Origin of the sequence: Streptomyces cyanogenus (assembly GCF_017526105.1) — a bacterium.
Taxonomy (GTDB): Bacteria; Actinomycetota; Actinomycetes; order Streptomycetales; family Streptomycetaceae; genus Streptomyces; species Streptomyces cyanogenus.
Genome location: NZ_CP071839.1, coordinates 3,544,049 through 3,561,731 on the forward strand (window position 1 = coordinate 3,544,049; position 17,683 = coordinate 3,561,731).

The window sequence follows — 17,683 nt, forward strand, 5'->3', positions numbered from 1 at the left end:
CAGCAGCAAGCGCCCCGCCGTCCCCGGCCGTCACTCAGCGCGCAGGCGTGCGTTCCCGCAGCCGCCGTGTCACCCAGGCCCCCACCAGGGCGACCCCGGCCATCGGCAGGAAGACGACGACGAAGGCGGCGGGATGCCCGCTGCCGGCCGCCGTGGCCGTGGGGGCCGCCGTGCTGCCGCCGCCCAGGGCCGCGAAGGCCGCGCCGGTCGCCGCCAGCAGGACGACGTTGGCGAGGGCGTCGGAGATCTGGAGCGCGGCGGAGTTCGCGCCGGCCTCCTCCGGGGCGGACAGCTGGAGCAGCAGCACGCTGGTGGAGGAGATCACCAGCCCCATGCCGAAGCAGCCGACTCCCCAGGCGACCGCCACGGTCCACACCGGCACGGAGTGCACGAGCACACTCGGCGCGGTGACGATCGCGGCGGCGACCAGCACCATCCCCAGGGTCATCAGCCGCTCCCGGTACGGCGTCACGCGCGCCCGGGACTGCACGAACGACCCCAGCGCCCAGGCCCCGCCGCCGGCCGCCAGCGAGAAACCGGCGAGGGTCGGCGACAGCCCGCGCTGGGTCACCAGCATCAGCGGCACGAAGGACTCGGCGGCGACGAAGGAACCGGCGGCCAGGCCGCGCAGCAGCACCACGGAGGGCAGGCCGCGGGCGGCCCGGTAGGTGCCGCGGGGCAGCAGTCCGAGGACGGCGGGCACCAGGAAGGCGGCACCGGCCAGCCCCGGGACCAGGGAGAGCGGGCGCAGGTCCTGGGCGGCGTACTGGAGGAGCCCGGCACCGAGCGAGATGCCGAGCGCGAGCCGGATCCGCCGCCGGTCGAAGGAGCCGGCGCCGGCCTCCTCGTCCACCGGGCCCGACGCCCTGCTCCGTATCCGGGGCAGGGCGAGGGCGAGCGGGAACACGACGAGGACCGGGATGCCGAGGAACACCCAGCGCCAGCCGAGGTGTTCGGTGACGGCACCGGCGGCGAGCGGGCCGACGATGGACGGTACGACCCAGCCGGCCGCGAAGGACGCCATGATCGCGGGGCGCAGCCGCTCGGGGTAGGCGCGGCCGACGACGACGTACAACGCCACGATGACCAGTCCGCCGCCCAGCCCCTGCACGGCCCGCCCGAGGATGAACACCCACATGACCTGCGCGGTCCCGGCGACGACGAGGCCCGCCGCGAAGGCGCCGATACCCGTGGTGAGCGCGCCCAGTGGGCCCCGCCGGTCGGACCACTGCCCGGCGAGCACCATCCCGAACAGGCTGGTCGTGAAGTACCCGGAGAAGGCGAACGCGTACAGCGCCAGGCCGTCCAGCTCCCGCGCGGCCACCGGCATCGCCGTCCCCACGGCGGTCGCCTCGAAGGCGATGAGGACCACGACGGACACGATGCCGACACTCAGCGCCCGGTACGCCCTGCTCAGCACCCCCTCGCTCTTCTCGGCGAGTGGATCAAGGACACCGGGCTCACGGGACTCGAGGGCACTCATGCCCGCCAGAGTAAGTCCCGTTCTCCCATTTGACCCCTGTCGGAAGTCCGACCCCGGAGTACGCCCTTGGTCGTACACACGCCCCGCTTCATGAACGGCGTATGGCAGTCCCGTTGCAGCACCCCCGCTCCCCTTGAGCCCCTCGCGGCCCGCCCCGTACGTTCTTCTCACGAACACGGCCGTGTGCCCGAGTGGTTCAGGGACTCGCCTGCAAAGCGAGTTACGTGGGTTCGAATCCCGCCACGGCCTCTACCCGCCCGTCCAGGCGAAGAAAACGGCGGCACCCCATGCGGGGGGTGCCGCCGTTTTGGTCGTCCGGCTCAGTTCCCGTCTCAGTTGCCCCGGGGACGAGCAGCCCGGTTCGGCCGTCTCGTCTGACGCGCCGGCCGCGAACGGCGGTCTGTGGACAGCGTCTCCCAGCAGTCCCAGTAGGGTTGTTGCAGTGGGCGCATCCCCATTCCGGGGTACCAGGCACCCGGCGAACTACCAGGAGGTCGACCGGTGATCACTCTGTCCGCAGTGGGAGGAGTGGCTCTGGTCGAACTGGGCATGGCCCTGACTCCGGGACCGAACATGATCCACCTCGCATCCCGCGCAATCACCCAAGGTCGCAGGGCGGGTCTGGTCAGCCTCAGTGGGACCGCCGTGGGCTTCCTGTGCTACCTGCTGGCCGCGGCGGCGGGCCTTTCCGCGCTGTTCACTGCCGTGCCGGTGGCCTACACAGTGGTCAAGCTTGCCGGGGCCGTCTACCTGGCCTACCTAGCCTGGGGCATGCTCAGGCCCGGCGGCCGTTCGCCCTTCGCCCCGGCCCAGGACCTGCCCCCGGTCTCCGACGCCCGACTGTTCTCGATGGGGCTGCTGACCAACCTGCTCAACCCCAAGATCGCTCTGCTGTACGCCGCCCTGCTTCCGCAGTTCCTGAACCCTCAGGCGGGTCCGGCCTGGAAGCAACTGCTCCAGCTCGGCGGTGTACAGATCATTGTGGGGATCACCGTGAACGCTGTGATCATGTTGGGCGCAGCACGGGTGTCCGGGTTTCTGGCCGCCCGGCCCCGCGTCATGACCGCCCAGCGGTTCACGGCAGGCGGCCTGCTCGGTATCTTCGCTCTGCGCACCGCACTGTCCCGCACCCCCGTCTCCACCTGAGCCCGAGTTACGTGGGTTCGAATCCCGCCACGGCCTCTGAGGCCTGAGCCAGCGAAACCAAAGGGCGGCACCCCGTGCGGGATGCCGCCCTTTCCTTCTGGCGCCTCAGCTCCTGGACGCGTACGACACGAAGTCCGCCCAGGTGTCCGACGCAACCGCGAGCTGCGGGCCGCCGAGGGACTTCGAGTCACGGACGTGCACTTTGCGGAGAGTGACGGCCACCTCGACGCAGGACTCGCCGTTGGTGCCGCCGCTGTAGCTGCTCTTGAACCACGCCAGTTCGCAGGAGTGCCCGGCGGAGGCCTCGCGCATCATGTCTCTCCCAGCAGTTTCTGGATGAAGGCAAGCGACTCCCGCGGCGGGAGGGCCTGCGCCCGGATGGTGCCGTACTGCAACTCCAGGATGCGGAGCTGCTTCGGATCGGAGACGGGCCGGCCGTTGAACAGGCCGTCGGAGCGGCCCACGGCCTTGCCGTCGGAGAACTTCAGTAACTCGATCCTGCCGTCCAGCCCAGGATGGGCGTCGGCGTTCGTCGGCATGACCTGGAGCGAGACGTTGTTCAACTGCCCCACCTCCAGTAGATGTTCGAGCTGCCGACGCCACACCATTGTGCCCCCGACCTGGCGGTGCAGCGGCGCCTCTTCCAGCACGAAGTGGATCGACGGGGCCGGAGCGCGTTCGAAGACCGACCGCCGGGCCAGCCGAGCAGCCACCATGCGTTCCACGTCGTCCGGCGAGTACGGCGGCTGCGCCGCCCCGATCACGGCTCGCGCGTGCTCCGCCGTCTGCAGGAGCCCGGCGATGATGTTGCACTCGTAGACGCCGATCTCCACCGCCTTGGCCTCCATCTCCGCCAAGGCCCGGACCTTCTTCGGGTAGCGGACCTTCTCCACGTCCTCCTTCATCGCCGAGAGCAGGCCGCCGGCCCCCAGGACGTCATCGGCCTTGTCCAGATACTCGGGCCTGGGAATCCGCTGCCCCCTCTCGATCTTGTAGACCATGTCCTCGCCGTAGCCGACGGCCTTGGCGAAGTCACCGGCCCTCATCCCCACCGCTTCCCGGCGCAGTTTCAACTGCCGTCCCACCGTGGCGATGACGGCGACGCCCCACTCGTCGTCCGGGTCCACCTCCCAGCCGCGCTCGCTCACCTCGTCCTTGAGCGGCTCCGCGTCCACGCCGACCGTCATTCGCGCCCCTCCGTCACCGTGCGTGCCGACTCCATCACCTCTCACGGTAGGGCGGAGCGGCCACGCTGAGTGACCAGAAGGCGGAAATGCACCGGGACGGGGCGCCTCAGAAGACCCCGCCCGCCTCGTCCTGGAAGAGTTCCGTCCAGTAGTGCCAGGTGGTGTCGGGGAGGGCGCCCGTGGGGTCCAGGGTGTTCAGGGTGTGGATCATGGCGGCGACCAGGTGGTCGTAGGCGTGGGTCGCCAGTTCGTGGCCCAGGTGGGTGTCGATCGTGCGCTCGTGGTGGATGAGCCAGAGCGTGAAGGCCAGGGTGGAGACGTCGGTGTTGAGGGGGTAGAGGGCCGCCTCGGGCTCGTTGAAGGTGAGGACCGCGCCCGTTCGGCCGTCGACCACCAGGCTGGTCTCCTCCAGCAGGCGGCCCAGGCGGATCAGGTGGTCGCAGTGGGCCGGGAGTTCGGAGAGGGGGTAGTCGGGGCGCTCCTCGGCGAAGTATTCGCGGAGCGTCGGCAGCGGGACGTCCGTGTCGGCGTGGAAGAAGACCGCCTCCTCCGGCAGCCCCGTCTCGCGCAGGAAGCGGCGGGTCGGCTCGTGGGTGAGCGTCGCCGGGAAGTCGACCTCCTCGAAGCGGGCCACCCGGCCCTGGCCGAACTCCTGGTCCAGGATGCGCGCGGGGACGTCGAGGGTGAGGCCCGAGGCCGTACCGGGGCCGGCGACGAGGGAGAGCGGACGGATCAGGGCCGCCGCCTTCCAGTACGGCGGGACCTCGCCGCCCGTTCCCTCCTCGAAGAGGGTGAGGAGGCGGCGGGAGGCCTCGGTCGCCGTCCTGGGGCCGTACTGGCCCGCCAGCGAGGCGAACCGGCCGCGCAGGCCCGCCAGTTCCTCGGTGACCGCGGCGAAACGCAGCAGCGTGGCCAGGGAGGGCGCGAAGGGGCGGACGTCGGACGGGTCGAAGAGGTGGGCGGTGGTCAGCTCGCCCGTGGCACCGTCGAGCAGGATCGACTCGGGCTCCATGCCCGCCGGGGTGAGGAGTTCGCCTATCACCAGGCGGCCGCGCAGCTCCTCGGCCAGGCCGAAGGAACTCTCGGCGGCGTCGGCGACCGTGCGCAGGCCGTGGGTGCGCAGCGGGGAGAAGGTGAGCAGGTCGGTCTCGGCGGGCAGGCCGGTGCCCGTGAGCAGGCCGCGCGTCGGCGTGTGCGTGACGAGCCGGTCCAACTCCGCCTCGGTCAGCGTGATCACCGGTGCTCCGGCGTCGGTCGTGCTCATCGCTCCCCCGCGATCTCCCCTGTGCGTGACAGGCCGGCGCACACCGTCGTACGCGGCCCCCGGGCAGGTGCCCCACCGCTCAGCACACTACGCCGCCCCACTGACAACGGCCCTCACCAGGGAAGACGTCAGGAAACCCGGGCTCGTTGCGCGTCCGCGGGGATCGTCTCGGCCGTCTCGTCCGGCGCCCAGCCGGACGCGTCCGGAACCATCGTCCGGCGGAACCCCTCACGCCGGTGACCAGGACGGCGCCGTTCCTCAGGTGAAGTGGATCCCGCCCAGGACGCCGGCCGACGCCGCCGCGGACAGCAGGATCCACCGGGACAACCCGCCCACGCCGGGCGCGGGTTCGTCCCGCAGGTCCCCGGGCGGCGGTGTGCTCACCGGTCCGTCACCACGGCCGCCTGCGGGCGGATCGGCAGGCGGTTGACCGGGCGGCCGGTGGCCGCGCGGACGGCGGAGGCGATCGCCGCGGGGGCCGTCACCACCGGGACCGCGCTGACCGACTTGGCGCCGAACGGAGCCACCACGTCCCGTTCCTCGACCAGTTTCACGATCCGGATGTCGGGGGCGTCCAGGGCGGTCGGCAGGGCGTAACCGGTGAGGTCGGGGTGGCGGATCAGGCCGCGGGGCGTACGGAGGTTCTCGGTGAGGGCGATGCCCACGCCCTGGGTGACGCCCGCCTCGATGCGCGCCGCCAGCTGCGCCGGGTTCAGCACCCGGCCCACGTCCTGGGCGACCGCCAGTTCCACCACCCGGACCGAGCCCAGCTCGACGTCGACGTCCACCACCGCGCGGATCGCGCAGAACGCGAGGCCCACGAAGGCGTCGCCCTGGCCGGAGGCGTCCAGCGGCTCGGTGGGGTGCGGGCGGCACTGGGCGGTGGCCCACAGCTCCTTGCCCTCCATCGCCTCGGTGACGGTGGTCGAGAGGACGCCGTCGTACGAGGTGATCTTGCCGTCCGTGATCTGGAGCAGCTCGGTGGACATGCCGAACTTGTGCGCGAGCGGCTGCAGCAGTTGCGTGCGGACCATCTTGGCCGCCCGTTCGACCGCGCCGCCGGACACCCAGGTGTGCCGGCCCCGGCAGCCCGCGCCGGCCGGCGGCTGGTCGGTGTCGACCGGGGCGACGTGGACCTCCTCGACGCCGAGGGTCTCCTGGACGATCTGCCGGGCCAGCGTGGTGAAGCCCTGGCCGGTCTCGACGGCCGCGCACAGCACGGTCGCGATGCCGTCGTGGACCTTGACGGTCGCGGTCGACACCTCGTCGGCGCCCTCCGCGCCGAGCATGTGCACCATGCCCAGGCCGTAGCCGACGCCCCGGCGCACCGCGCCCGGCTCGCCCGCGCCCTCGGGGCCGCCGGGCAGCAGCCACTCCTCCTCGGGGGTGTCCTTGGGCAGCGCCGGGAGCGGGAAGTCCCGTACCGCCTGGAGCAGTTCGGCGACCGGGGCCGGGCAGGTCACGGTCTGGCCGATCGGCAGGACGTCACCGGTGGCGAGGACGTTGCGCAGGCGCACTTCGGCCGGGTCCAGGCCCAGCTTCTTCGCCAGCTTGTCCATCTGCGCCTCGTAGGCGGCGCACACCTGCATGGCGCCCTCGCCGCGCACGTGCCCGGAGGGCGGGTTGTTGGTGCGCACCGCCCAGCCCTCGATGAAGGCGTTGGGGACGACGTACGGGCCGCACGCGAAGGAGACGGCGGCGGCGAGCGCGTCGGCGGAGGTGTCGGCGTACGCGCCCGCGTCCAGCAGGATCTGCGCCTCGACCTTCACCAGCCTGCCCTCGGCGTCGGCGTGGTGGCGGTAGCGCAGCAGGGTGGGGTGGCGGTGGGCGTGGCCGAGGAAGGACTCCTCGCGGCTCGCCGTCAGCTTCACCGGGCAGCCGGTCTTCAGGGCGAGCAGGCCGAGCGGGAGCTGGAAGCCCTGGTCCTCGCGGTCGGCCGTGGCACCGGGCACCCCGGTGACGACGATCTTCACTCGATCGGGGGACAGGCCGTAGCAGGCGGCGGCCGTGTTGCGGTCGGTGTGCGGATCGGTGGAGGCCAGGTACAGCTCCACCCCGCCGTCGGGGCGCGGTACGGCCAGACCGGCCTCGGCGCCGATCGGGGCCGGGTCCGCGCGGCCGATGCGGTACTGGCCCTCGACGACGATCTCGCCGACCGCGCCCGGGTCGCCGTGGTGCAGCGGGATGTGCCGGATCAGGTTGCCGTCGGGGTGCAGCGGCTCGGCCTCGAAGGCCTGCTCGGGGTCGGTGACCGGGTCGAGCACCTCGTACTCGACGATGACGGCGGCGGCGGCCATCCGCGCGGTGTCCGGGTGGTCGGCGGCGACGGCGGCGATGGGCTCGCCGTGGTGGCGTACGACCTCGGAGGCGAACACCGGCCGGTCGGGCGTGCCGCGGCCGTGGCGCGGCGTGCCGGGCACGTCCTCGTGGGTGATGACGGCGCGGACGCCGGGCATCTCGCGCGCGTGGGTGGTGTCGATGGAGACGATGCGCGCGTGCGCGTGCGGGGAGCGCAGCACGGCCGCCCACAGCAGGCCCTCGGCCCACAGGTCGGCCGCGTACGGGAAGGTGCCCTCGGTCTTGGCCCGGGCGTCGGCGTGCGGCAGGGAGGCGCCGATGCCGTGCGGCAGCGGCTCGGCCTCGGGGGCGGGTTCCGCGGCGGTGGTCGCGGTGCCGGCTTCGTTGCTCACGCCTGGCCTCCGTCCTGGCCGTAGTGCTGGTCCTGCGGTCCCGGCGGCGTGCCGTACGGGTCCGACGGGTCGTACGGATCCGACGGGTCGTACGGATCCGACGGGTCGTACGGATGCGACGGGTCGTACTGGTCGTACGGGTCCGGCCGGTCGTGCGGCTGGGGTGCCCGCGGGGTGTCGAACGCGCCCGGTGCCTCGAACGCCGACGGGTGGACGCCGCCGGAGCCGGGGCCCGCCTGGTGCGGAATGCGGGCCTCGTCCGCGTCCGGCTCGCCGCCCTCGTGGGACGTCTCGCGCTCGGCGACGACCTCCTTGACGGCCTCCAGGACGCCCCGGTAGCCCGAGCACCGGCACAGGTTGCCGCACAGGGCCTGCCGGGTCTCCAGCTCGCTCGGCGCCGGGTTGCCCTCCAGCAGGTCGTGCACGGTCATCGCCATGCCGGGCACGCAGAAACCGCACTGCACGGCACCGCACCGGGCGAGCGCGCGCTGGACGTCGGAGGGCTGCCCGTCGGCGGCCAGGCCCTCGACCGTACGGACCTCGCTGCCGGCCGCGGTGGCCGCCGGGACCAGGCAGGAGGCCACCAGGCGGCCGTCGACCTGCACGTTGCAGGCCCCGCACTCGCCCTGCGAGCAGCCGTCCTTGGCGCCGGCGAGGCCGAGCCGTTCGCGCAGCACGTACAGCAGTGACTCGCCGATCCAGGCGTCGGTGACCGGGCGGTCGGCGCCGTTGACGCGCAGCACGTAGGAGGCGAGCGGGTGGTCGTCGTGCGGCGGCAGCGGTACGGCTGCCTGCTCCCCGGCGTCCTCGGAGGCGTCCTCCCGCGCGCGCGGGGTGTCCTCTTCGGCGGGGCCGTCCGGGGCGGGCGCGTCGGCGGGGTGCCCGGGTACGTCCGCTTCGGCCGCGGGTTCGGGGTCCGCCGCGTCGCCGCCGGGGGCGTTCGGGGAGGCGGCCGGCTCGGCCGTGGCCGCCGCTGTGGCGGGCCGGGACGCGTCGGACGGGTCTGCCGGCTGCTCGTGGCCCGCGGGGACGTCAGCGGGGCGCTCAGGGGCTTCGGCGAGGCCGTGGGCCTCGCCGGCGTCGGTGGTCTCGGCGTCCTCGGCTTCCGGCGCGGCGCCGTCCCCGGCCGGCGGAACCGGTGCGGCGGTCGCGGACAGCCCCGTACCGCCGGGCGTGTCGGCCTCTTGGGCCTCACCGGTGTCCCCGGCGTCCCCCGCGTAGTCGCCGTGGCCGCCCTCCGCGTGGCCGGACGGGCCCTGGCCGTGCCCGGACTCCGGCACGTACCGGTCCTCGGGCACGTACCCGTCCGCCGAGCCGTACCCCTCCTCCGGACCGTACGCGTCCGGCGCGCCGCCCCCCGGGTGGGCGCCGGTGTGCTCGGGCAGGGGGTGGTGGCCGGCGGGGTCGTCGTGGTCCGGCACGGGGGTGGCCGGCCGGTCCTCGGGCCGGTCCCAGGCGTGGCCCGCACCGTCCGTCGCCCAGGGCGCCGGCGCGCCGCCGGGGAGCGTGGCCGGCGGGGTGCCGCCCCACTGCTCGACCAGCGAGGACGTGGTGAACTCGCCCGACTCGTCCGGCAGCTCGCCGCCGGCGACGGGGATGGACCACTGCCCGGTGACGTCGTGCCCCGGGGCGGCCGGTGCCGCGGGCTCCTCGTAGGTCCAGTGCTGGGTGGCACCGGGCTGGTAGGTGAACCGGTCGTCCGCGGACTGCGGCTCGGCCGGCGTGACGTTCGGGTCGGGCCACTGGGCGCCGCCGTCGGGCGCCGGCCACGTACCGGTGGCGCCGTCGGCGTGCGTGGCCGTTATCCGCGGCGGCACGTAGCCGTGGCCGGGCGCGGCCAGCGGGCTGTCGCCGGACAGCAGGGCGTCGATGCCGCCCTCGGGGAGCTGGACGAAGGCGGTGGCGCCGTCGTCGTAGTCGCCCTGGGGCAGCGGGTCCCAGCGTCCGCCGCCCTGGGGGGTGCCCTCTCCGTGCTGGTCGTCGGTCACGACAGTGCCCTCCCCAGTGCTCGTCGGGCCAGCGCGGCGACGGTGCGCCGCAGGTGCAGTACGGCGGGCGGAAGCGGGGTCACCGAGCCGTCGGGCTCGGGGGCCGGATCGGGGATGCAGGCCGCGGCGACGTACTCCCCGAAGGCGTGCAGGGCCTCCGGGACGAGGGCGCGGTCGTTGTCCCAGTCGATCAGCTGGGCGACCCACTGCTCGGCCTCCAGTGGCCTGAGCGGCATCGGCGCTATGGCTCCCACGGCGCAGCGCACGCCGCGCCGGGCGGGGTCGAGGACGAGCGCCACGGAGGCCAGCGCGCGGCCCGGGCCGGTGCGTCCGGTCGCCTTCAGGAAGACCTGCGGGGCGTGCAGCAGCGGTACGCGCACGTAGCCGATGAGTTCGCCGCCGCGCAGCATCTCCACGCCGGCCAGCAGGTGCGACACCGGGATCTCCCGGCGGGCCCCGCCCGGGCCCGCGATGATCAGCGTCGCTTCCAGGGCGGCCAGCACCGGCAGCGCGTCCCCGGTGGGGGCGGCCGAGGCGATGTTGCCGCCGAGCGTGCCCGCGTTGCGGATGTGCGGCGGGCCCGCGGCGCGCGCGGCGGCGGCGAGCGCCGGGATCAGGGCCGCGAAGTCGGGGCGGCCCATGCGCGCGTGTGTGAGGCCGGCGCCGAGCAGCGCGTGGCCGTCCTGGTACTGCCAGCTGCGGATCTCGCTGATCCGGCCGAGGCCGACCAGTGCGGCGGGCCTGAGCTGGCCGGAGTTGACGGCGGCCATCAGGTCGGTGCCGCCCGACACGGGGACGGCGGTGGGCATGGCGGTGAGAGCCGCCACGGCCTCGTCCAGTGTCGTGGGCAAGGTGACGGCCTGCGCCGCCTGCGGTGCGTGCGTGGTCAAACCGGCTGCCCCTTCCCGCTGCCCCACCTGGTCCCGCCTGTGTTGCCGTACGGTACGTGCTGACAGGGCGGACGACGCAACTCTGGCACATCTTCGCAACACCCGAACGTGGGGGTCCGCCAGGAGGCGTTCGCCCACCCCATCGGGGAGATGGTCCGTTTTCGTACGGCATCACCGGTGCGCGCGGATTGCCTCTCTTCAGCGGTCCTGGCGGGTTATTTTCCATTACCTGTTCGGGGCGGCCCGGCGCGGTCACCGGTTCGGGGGCGGCCCGTCGAGCGGGCGGCCGAGGACGCCGGGGCGGCGCTGCCAGGGGCGGGGTCCGGTGGGCGGGCGGTAGGCGACACCGAGGGCGTCGAGTCGCCGGTAGTGGGCCGTCATCCGGCGTTCGAAGTCCGCGTAGTCGCGTTCGGCCGGTGCGGGCAGCGGGCTCCAGGCGACCTCGGCGAAGGCCGCGAGGCGGGGGAAGGTCTGGTAGTCCACGCGCGCGGCGTCCTCCAGCGCCTCGGTCCACACGTTGGCCTGGGTGCCCAGCACGTGCCGGGCCTCCGCCTCGGTGAGTCCGTCCGGGACGGGCTCGAACCGGTAGACGTCCTCCAGGGTGCGCACGAAGCCGATCGGTACGGGCTCGTCCTGGCCGGGGGCCTGACGGTGGTCCAGGTACACGTACTGCTCCGGGCACATGACCACGTCGTGGCCGGCCCGCGCGGCGGCGATCCCGCCCGCGTAGCCGCGCCAGGAGGAGACGGCCGCACCGGGCGCGAGTCCGCCCTCCAGGATCTCGTCCCAGCCGATGAGGCGGCGCCCGCGCGCGGAGAGCCAGGCGTCGAAGTGCCCGATGAACCAGGACTGCAGCTCGTCCTCGCCGGCGAGGCCGAGGTCGGTGATGCGGGTCTTGGCGGTCACGGACTCGGTCCACTGCTCCTTGCGGCACTCGTCGCCGCCGACGTGCACGAACGCCGAGAACTCGGCGGCGTCCGCGGGGAACAGCTCCAGGACCTCCTCGAACACCCCTTCGTAGAAACGCAGGGTGGTGTCGGTGGGAGCCAGTACGTTGGCGGAGATGCCCCAGGTGTCCCAGACGGAGAGGGCCGTGGTGTCGACGACGTCGGTGTTGCCGAGTTCCGGGTACGCGGCGATGGCGGCCTGCGAGTGGCCCGGTACGTCGATCTCGGGGACGACGCTGACATGCCGCTCGGCGGCGTAGGCGACGATCTCCCGGATGTCGTCCTGGGTGTAGAAGCCGCCGTGGGGCCTGTCGTCCCACAGCGGTGAGGCCCGGTGGCCGAATTTCGTCCGCGTGCGCCAGGAGGCGATCTCGGTCAGTTTCGGGTACCGCTCGATCTCGATGCGCCAGCCCTGGTCGTCCGTCAGGTGCAGGTGCAGGACGTTGAGTTTGTGCGCGGCCATCAGGTCCAGATAGCGCAGCACGCCCTCCTTGGGCATGAAGTGCCGGGCGACGTCGAGCAGGAGGCCGCGCCAGCGGAACCGGGGGGCGTCCTCGATGACCTGGTGCGGGACGCCGAGGGCGGCGCCCCGGCGGACGGGGGCGCGCCGGAAGGCGTCGGGGCCGAGCAGCTGGCGCAGGGTCTGCGCGCCCCAGAACACGCCCGCGGGCCCGCCGCCGCGGATCTCCACGCCCTGCCCGGCGACCGCGCTCAGCCGGTACGCCTCCGGCGCGAGCGTGTCGTCCAGCAGCAGCCGTACGCCGTCGCGGGCGTCCCGCGGCCCGGGGTGCAGCGGCAGGCCCAGGGCGGCACCCAGGGTGGCGCGCAGCCAGCGTTCGGTGCGCTGCGCGCCAGGGCCGGCCCACAGGGTGGTGCCGTCGCCCAGCGGCACCTCGGGCCCCGCCGGCCCCTCGACGGCGTACGGCGCCGGAATCAGTTCCACGACATCAGCCCCTCACCGCGTTGCACCATATGCAACGCCCCTAGCGCCCTGCACAACACAACGCCTCGAAGGCTAGGGACCGGGCGGTGGCCCCACAAGAGGTCTGGACCAGTGGTCGGCCGGGAAACGCAGAGATCCCCGGTACGTGCCGGACACACGTACCGGGGACCTCACCGCCGGCGGGCGGGCCGGTGACCTACTTCTTGTCGCCGCCCTTGCCCTCGTCGCCGCCGCTGCCCATGGACTCGTAGATCTCCTTGCACATGGGACAGACGGGGTACTTCTTCGGGTCGCGGCCCGGCACCCAGACCTTGCCGCAGAGCGCCACGACGGGGGTGCCGTCGAGGGCGCTCGCCATGATCTTGTCCTTCTGGACGTAGTGGGCGAAGCGCTCGTGGTCGCCGTCGCCGTGGGACACCTGTGGCGTCGGCTCTACGAGGGTCCCCGTACCAGTCCCGCGCTCGGGCTCGAGAGTGCTCATATCGCCAAGGGTACTGAAGCTCACACGCATCAGTTGAGCGAAGGGTCGTCCGGATACGTGGCCACCATCGCCAGCTCGTTGCGCTGGCGGCGCAGCACCTCGCGCCAGAGTCTCTCCGGGGCCGGCGAGGACACGTCACCCGGCTCGGACTCCACGACGTACCAGGCGCCCTCCACCAGCTCGTCCTCCAGCTGGCCGGGGCCCCAGCCGGCGTACCCGGCGAAGATCCGCAGGCTGCCCACGGCCGAGGCGAGCAGTTCCGGCGGTGCCTCCAGGTCGACCAGGCCGATCGCGCCGTACACCCGCCGCCAGCCGAGGGGAGCCCGGTCGCCGTTGACGCCGCCCGGGATGACCGCCACGCCCAGCGCCGAGTCCAGCGACACCGGGCCGCCCTGGAAGACCACACCGGGCTCGCCGGCGAGGTCGGCCCAGTCCTCCAGGATGTCGCCGACGACCACCGGGGTGGGCCGGTTGAGGACGACACCGAGGGAACCCTCCTCGTCGTGGTCGAGAAGGAGCACCACCGCACGGTCGAAGTTCGGGTCCGCCAGGGCGGGGGTGGCCACGAGCAGCCGCCCTGTGAGCGAGGACACCTCGGTCATGCCAGACATGATCCCGCATCTTCCCCCGGTGTGGGGACCCAATCGGGCGCACCGGAGTGAAGGCTGCTCAGGGCGCATCGAAGCCGGGGGGCGCACATCCCCGGCTCCGGTGACCCCATGTGCCCGATTGGGAACGGTTCGTGTTGTGACACACCGGTGACGCATCTGGGCGGTCCTTGGACTTACGGGCGGGGGGTGATCGGCGATTACCCTGTCTTCCCGGCCCCTGCGCACAGTGATCGGCCGGCCCCTGACCAACTCATCGGAACGCGAGATTCATGACCGTCAACGACGATGTCCTGCTTGTCCACGGCGGAACCCCGCTGGAGGGCGAGATCCGTGTCCGCGGTGCGAAGAACCTCGTACCGAAGGCCATGGTCGCCGCCCTGCTGGGCGGCGAGCCGAGCCGACTGCGCAATGTTCCGGACATCCGTGACGTGCGGGTCGTCCGCGGCCTGCTCCAGCTGCACGGGGTGACGGTCCGTCCGGGCGAGGAGCCCGGCGAGCTGGTGCTGGACCCGACGCGGGTCGAGAGCGCCAACGTGGCCGACATCGATGCCCACGCGGGTTCCAGCCGGATCCCGATCCTCTTCTGCGGTCCGCTGCTGCACCGCCTCGGCCACGCGTTCATCCCGGGTCTCGGCGGCTGCGACATCGGCGGCCGCCCCATCGACTTCCACTTCGACGTGCTGCGGCAGTTCGGCGCGGTCATCGAGAAGCGGGCGGACGGCCAGTACCTGGAGGCCCCGCAGCGGCTGCGCGGTACGAAGATCCGGCTGCCGTACCCGTCCGTCGGCGCGACCGAGCAGGTGCTGCTGACGGCCGTACTGGCCGAAGGCGTCACGGAGTTGTCCAACGCGGCCGTCGAGCCGGAGATCGAGGACCTCATCTGCGTGCTGCAGAAGATGGGCGCGATCATCGCGATGGACACCGACCGCACGATCCGCATCACGGGTGTGGACAAGCTCGGCGGTTACACCCACCGCGCCCTTCCCGACCGCCTGGAGGCCGCCTCCTGGGCCTCCGCGGCCCTCGCGACCAACGGCAACATCTACGTGCGCGGCGCCCAGCAGCGCTCGATGATGACGTTCCTGAACACCTACCGGAAGGTGGGCGGTGCCTTCGAGATCGACGACGAGGGCATCCGCTTCTGGCACCCCGGCGGGCAGCTGAAGTCCATCGCGCTGGAGACCGACGTGCACCCCGGTTTCCAGACCGACTGGCAGCAGCCGCTGGTGGTGGCCCTCACCCAGGCCACGGGGCTGTCCATCATCCACGAGACGGTCTACGAGTCCCGGCTGGGCTTCACCTCCGCGCTGAACCAGATGGGCGCGCACATCCAGCTCTACCGCGAGTGCCTGGGCGGCTCCGCCTGCCGCTTCGGCGCGCGCAACTTCCTGCACTCCGCGGTCGTCTCGGGCCCCACCCGGCTCCAGGGCTCCGACCTGGTCATCCCCGACCTGCGCGGCGGCTTCTCGTACCTCATCGCGGCCCTGGCCGCCGAGGGCACGTCCCGCGTCCACGGCATCGACCTGATCAACCGCGGCTACGAGAACTTCATGGAGAAGCTCATGGAGCTGGGGGCGAAGGTCGAGCTGCCCGGCAAGGCGCTCGGCTAGGCACCACGGACACCGAGAAGGGCGGCCCCCCTCGACGGGGGGCCGCCCTTTCGACGTCTTCGGCCGGTTCGTGCCCGAAAAAGCGCGGGGAACTGCGCGGCCAGCCACAACCGGCCCGCAGTCACCCACGGCGCTCCATGCCACGGCGCGTCAGTGGGACGGCGCCTCCAGGCGGAGCGGTTACTTGCCCTTGGCGGCTTCCTTGAGCTTGCTGCCCGCGGTGACCTTCACGCTGTAGCCGGCCGGGATGTTGATGGGCTCGCCGGTCTGCGGGTTGCGCGCGGTGCGAGCGGCACGGTGGGTGCGCTCGAAGGTCAGGAAGCCGGGGATGGTGACCTTCTCGTCGCCCTTGGCGACGATCTCGCCGACGGTCTCGGCGAACGCGGCCAGCACGGCGTCGGCGTCCTTGCGGGTCACCTCGGCGCGGTCGGCCAGCGCGGCCACCAGCTCACTGCGGTTCATGTTGTTACTCCCGTGTATTTCTTGCCGTTGGGGTGTGCCACGCGGCGGAGCCGCCCGAGGCACTGCGATGCCGATGCGCTCGCGCCCTTTGGGGTGCCCCCGGGGACGGAGTCCCTGGGGGAGCATCCTGCCCCTACCTGCGGCGGGAAAGCCAATCCGGCACCCGTAGGAGTCGTGAGAACACCCTGGGGAGTCACACGAAAAGCGCCCGCTCGGCCGTCACCCTAGAGTGCGCCCGGCATCAGGCCGTTCCACGACGCGCCGGTGCGGGGGCTGCCGTGGTGATGTTCACAGCCCCCAGCACACTACGACACGCCGTGCTCAGGCCGTCGCGCCGGCCGCCTTGGCGGCCTCCCGGACCGCCCCGGCGACCGCGCCCGCGACCTTGTCGTTGAAGACGCTGGGGATGATGTAGTTCGGGTTCAGCTCGTCCTCGGTGACCACGTCGGCGAGGGCCTTCGCGGCGGCGAGCATCATCTCGGTGTTCACCGTGCGGGACTGGGCGTCCAGCAGGCCGCGGAAGACACCCGGGAACACCAGCACGTTGTTGATCTGGTTCGGGAAGTCCGAGCGGCCGGTGGCCACGACGGCCGCCGTCTGCCGGGCGATCGCCGGGTCGACCTCGGGGTCCGGGTTCGCGAGCGCGAACACGATGGCGCCGTCGGCCATGGCGGCCACGTCGGCCCCGTCCAGGACGTTCGGGGCGGAGACGCCGATGAAGACGTCGGCCTCGCGCACGGCCTCCTTCAGGGTGCCGGTCAGGCCCTCGGGGTTGGTGTTGTCGGCGATCCAGCGCAGCGGCGAGTCGGCCGGGGCGTTCACAAGGTCCTCGCGGCCGGCGTGCACGACACCGTGGATGTCGGCGACGACGGCGTTCTTCACGCCGGCGGCGATCAGCAGCTTGAGGATGGCCGTGCCGGCCGCACCGGCGCCGGACATGACGACCCGGATGTTCTCGATGGCCTTGCCCGTGACGCGCAGGGCGTTGGTCAGGGCGGCGAGCACGACGATGGCGGTGCCGTGCTGGTCGTCGTGGAAGACGGGGATGTCGAGGGCCTCGCGCAGCCGGGCCTCGATCTCGAAGCAGCGCGGCGCGGAGATGTCCTCCAGGTTGATGCCGGCGAAGCCGGGGGCGATCGCCTTGACGATCTCCACGATGGCGTCGGTGTCCTGGGTGTCCAGGCAGATCGGCCAGGCGTCGATGCCGGCGAAGCGCTTGAAGAGGGCCGCCTTGCCCTCCATGACGGGCAGCGCGGCCTTGGGGCCGATGTTGCCGAGGCCGAGCACGGCGGAGCCGTCCGTCACGACCGCAACGGAGTTGCGCTTGATGGTGAGGCGGCGGGCGTCCTCGGGGTTCTCGGCGATGGCCATGCAGACGCGGGCCACACCGGGCGTGTAGACCATGGAGAGGTCGTCACGGTTGCGGATGGGGTGCTTCGACGCCATCTCGATCTTGCCGCCGAGGTGCATCAGGAAGGTACGGTCCGAGACCTTGCCCAGCGTGACGCCCTCGATGCCGCGCAGCTCCTCGACGATCTCCTCGGCGTGGGCCGTGGAGCTGGCCGCGATGGTGACGTCGATACGGAGCTTCTCGTGACCGGACGCGGTGACGTCGAGGCCGGTCACCGAGCCTCCGGAGGACTCCACGGCGGTGGTGAGCTGCGAGACGGCGGTTCCGCTCGCGGGCACCTCCAGCCGGATCGTCATCGAGTAGGAGACGCTGGGCGCCGTTGCCATGGCCGACTTCCTCTGCTTTCACCGTGGTGCGAGTTGTGCCGTCCGATCGTCGCACCTACCGCGGAGTACGCGGTAGTCGCCCTGGATTGCGGACGTTGTGTTCATGAGCGGTGCCTGATTTCGGAAAACCACTTCCACCATACGAGAACCGATCAGGCAAAGAAAGAGACCCACGTCACGGTCGTGACGTGGGTCTCTCCTCCGTTCATGACACCGACCCGCCATGCTCGCCTCGCGGCAAGTG

The 17,683-nt window shown here is 72.5% G+C and carries 15 protein-coding genes and 1 tRNA gene; 3 read left to right on the top strand and 13 right to left on the bottom strand.

What is annotated here, in order from left to right; translation table 11 throughout:
- Window positions 1-34: 34 nt before the first annotated feature.
- Window positions 35-1,483: an MFS transporter gene (locus S1361_RS15895; protein ID WP_208032505.1), complete on the bottom strand. Its 1,449-nt coding sequence runs from the start codon at window positions 1,481-1,483 to the stop codon at window positions 35-37.
- Window positions 1,484-1,660: 177 nt separating this feature from the next.
- Between S1361_RS15895 and S1361_RS15900 the strand changes: the two genes are divergently transcribed.
- Both S1361_RS15900 and S1361_RS15905 read left to right on the top strand, forming a co-directional pair.
- Window positions 1,661-1,732 (top strand) — tRNA-Cys (locus S1361_RS15900).
- Between the two features lie 252 nt (window positions 1,733-1,984).
- Window positions 1,985-2,629, top strand: coding sequence for a LysE family translocator (locus S1361_RS15905; protein WP_208032506.1), 645 nt, complete (start codon window positions 1,985-1,987; stop codon window positions 2,627-2,629).
- A 105-nt stretch (window positions 2,630-2,734) separates the two neighbouring features.
- Here S1361_RS15905 and S1361_RS15910 read toward each other — a convergent pair whose 3' ends face one another.
- The 10 genes from S1361_RS15910 to S1361_RS15950 all read right to left on the bottom strand — a co-directional run bounded on the left by S1361_RS15910 (window position 2,735) and on the right by S1361_RS15950 (window position 13,621).
- Window positions 2,735-2,944 (bottom strand): DUF397 domain-containing protein, encoded by a 210-nt coding sequence (locus S1361_RS15910; RefSeq protein WP_208032507.1) that lies wholly within the window; start codon window positions 2,942-2,944, stop codon window positions 2,735-2,737.
- Complete coding sequence (locus S1361_RS15915) at window positions 2,941-3,816, bottom strand: helix-turn-helix domain-containing protein (protein WP_208032508.1); 876 nt, start codon at window positions 3,814-3,816, stop codon at window positions 2,941-2,943. The genes S1361_RS15910 and S1361_RS15915 overlap by 4 nt, the downstream gene beginning before the upstream one ends.
- Before the next feature lie 106 nt (window positions 3,817-3,922).
- On the bottom strand, window positions 3,923-5,080 hold the full coding sequence (locus S1361_RS15920; RefSeq protein WP_208032509.1) for an SUKH-4 family immunity protein: 1,158 nt from the start codon (window positions 5,078-5,080) through the stop codon (window positions 3,923-3,925).
- Between the two features lie 258 nt (window positions 5,081-5,338).
- Window positions 5,339-5,464, bottom strand: a complete 126-nt coding sequence (locus S1361_RS39870; protein WP_279577612.1) for a hypothetical protein — start codon at window positions 5,462-5,464, stop codon at window positions 5,339-5,341.
- The gene (locus S1361_RS15925; RefSeq protein ID WP_208032510.1) at window positions 5,461-7,770 is read right to left on the bottom strand and encodes a xanthine dehydrogenase family protein molybdopterin-binding subunit; all 2,310 of its coding nucleotides are present in this window, start codon (window positions 7,768-7,770) and stop codon (window positions 5,461-5,463) included. Before S1361_RS15925 ends, S1361_RS39870 begins: the two co-directional genes overlap by 4 nt.
- Window positions 7,767-9,758, bottom strand: a complete 1,992-nt coding sequence (locus S1361_RS15930) for a 2Fe-2S iron-sulfur cluster-binding protein (RefSeq protein ID WP_208032511.1) — start codon at window positions 9,756-9,758, stop codon at window positions 7,767-7,769. The genes S1361_RS15925 and S1361_RS15930 overlap by 4 nt, the downstream gene beginning before the upstream one ends.
- Window positions 9,755-10,648 (bottom strand): FAD binding domain-containing protein, encoded by an 894-nt coding sequence (locus S1361_RS15935; protein WP_208032512.1) that lies wholly within the window; start codon window positions 10,646-10,648, stop codon window positions 9,755-9,757. The genes S1361_RS15930 and S1361_RS15935 overlap by 4 nt, the downstream gene beginning before the upstream one ends.
- Before the next feature lie 252 nt (window positions 10,649-10,900).
- A complete protein-coding gene (locus S1361_RS15940) occupies window positions 10,901-12,538 on the bottom strand; it encodes a beta-N-acetylhexosaminidase (protein WP_208032513.1) in 1,638 nt (545 codons plus the stop codon).
- 196 nt (window positions 12,539-12,734) lie between these two features.
- Window positions 12,735-13,019 carry a DUF3039 domain-containing protein gene (locus tag S1361_RS15945; protein WP_208032514.1) on the bottom strand — a complete coding sequence of 95 codons (285 nt, stop codon included), beginning with the start codon at window positions 13,017-13,019 and terminating at the stop codon, window positions 12,735-12,737.
- Between the two features lie 29 nt (window positions 13,020-13,048).
- Window positions 13,049-13,621: a YqgE/AlgH family protein gene (locus S1361_RS15950; protein ID WP_208032515.1), complete on the bottom strand. Its 573-nt coding sequence runs from the start codon at window positions 13,619-13,621 to the stop codon at window positions 13,049-13,051.
- 278 nt (window positions 13,622-13,899) lie between these two features.
- On the opposite strand from S1361_RS15950, the gene murA reads away from it, so the two are divergent.
- Window positions 13,900-15,240 (top strand): UDP-N-acetylglucosamine 1-carboxyvinyltransferase, encoded by a 1,341-nt coding sequence (murA, locus tag S1361_RS15955; protein ID WP_208032516.1) that lies wholly within the window; start codon window positions 13,900-13,902, stop codon window positions 15,238-15,240.
- Between the two features lie 180 nt (window positions 15,241-15,420).
- Here the strand turns inward: murA and S1361_RS15960 are convergent, their stop codons facing one another.
- Complete coding sequence (locus tag S1361_RS15960; protein WP_023550134.1) at window positions 15,421-15,702, bottom strand: HU family DNA-binding protein; 282 nt, start codon at window positions 15,700-15,702, stop codon at window positions 15,421-15,423.
- 321 nt (window positions 15,703-16,023) lie between these two features.
- Entirely contained in the window at window positions 16,024-17,439 is a 1,416-nt protein-coding gene (locus tag S1361_RS15965) for an NAD-dependent malic enzyme (protein WP_208032517.1), read from the bottom strand.
- Between the last annotated feature and the right edge of the window lie 244 nt (window positions 17,440-17,683).

Coding starts and splice junctions, on each gene's coding strand:
- S1361_RS15910 (WP_208032507.1), bottom strand. CDS start 2,944: ATGATGCGCGAGGCCTCCGCCGGGCACTCCTGCGAACTGGCGTGGTTC.
- S1361_RS15915 (WP_208032508.1), bottom strand. CDS start 3,816: ATGACGGTCGGCGTGGACGCGGAGCCGCTCAAGGACGAGGTGAGCGAG.
- S1361_RS15920 (WP_208032509.1), bottom strand. CDS start 5,080: ATGAGCACGACCGACGCCGGAGCACCGGTGATCACGCTGACCGAGGCG.
- S1361_RS15945 (WP_208032514.1), bottom strand. CDS start 13,019: ATGAGCACTCTCGAGCCCGAGCGCGGGACTGGTACGGGGACCCTCGTA.
- S1361_RS15950 (WP_208032515.1), bottom strand. CDS start 13,621: ATGACCGAGGTGTCCTCGCTCACAGGGCGGCTGCTCGTGGCCACCCCC.
- S1361_RS15965 (WP_208032517.1), bottom strand. CDS start 17,439: ATGGCAACGGCGCCCAGCGTCTCCTACTCGATGACGATCCGGCTGGAG.
- S1361_RS15960 (WP_023550134.1), bottom strand. CDS start 15,702: ATGAACCGCAGTGAGCTGGTGGCCGCGCTGGCCGACCGCGCCGAGGTG.
- murA (WP_208032516.1), top strand. CDS start 13,900: ATGACCGTCAACGACGATGTCCTGCTTGTCCACGGCGGAACCCCGCTG.
- S1361_RS15895 (WP_208032505.1), bottom strand. CDS start 1,483: ATGAGTGCCCTCGAGTCCCGTGAGCCCGGTGTCCTTGATCCACTCGCC.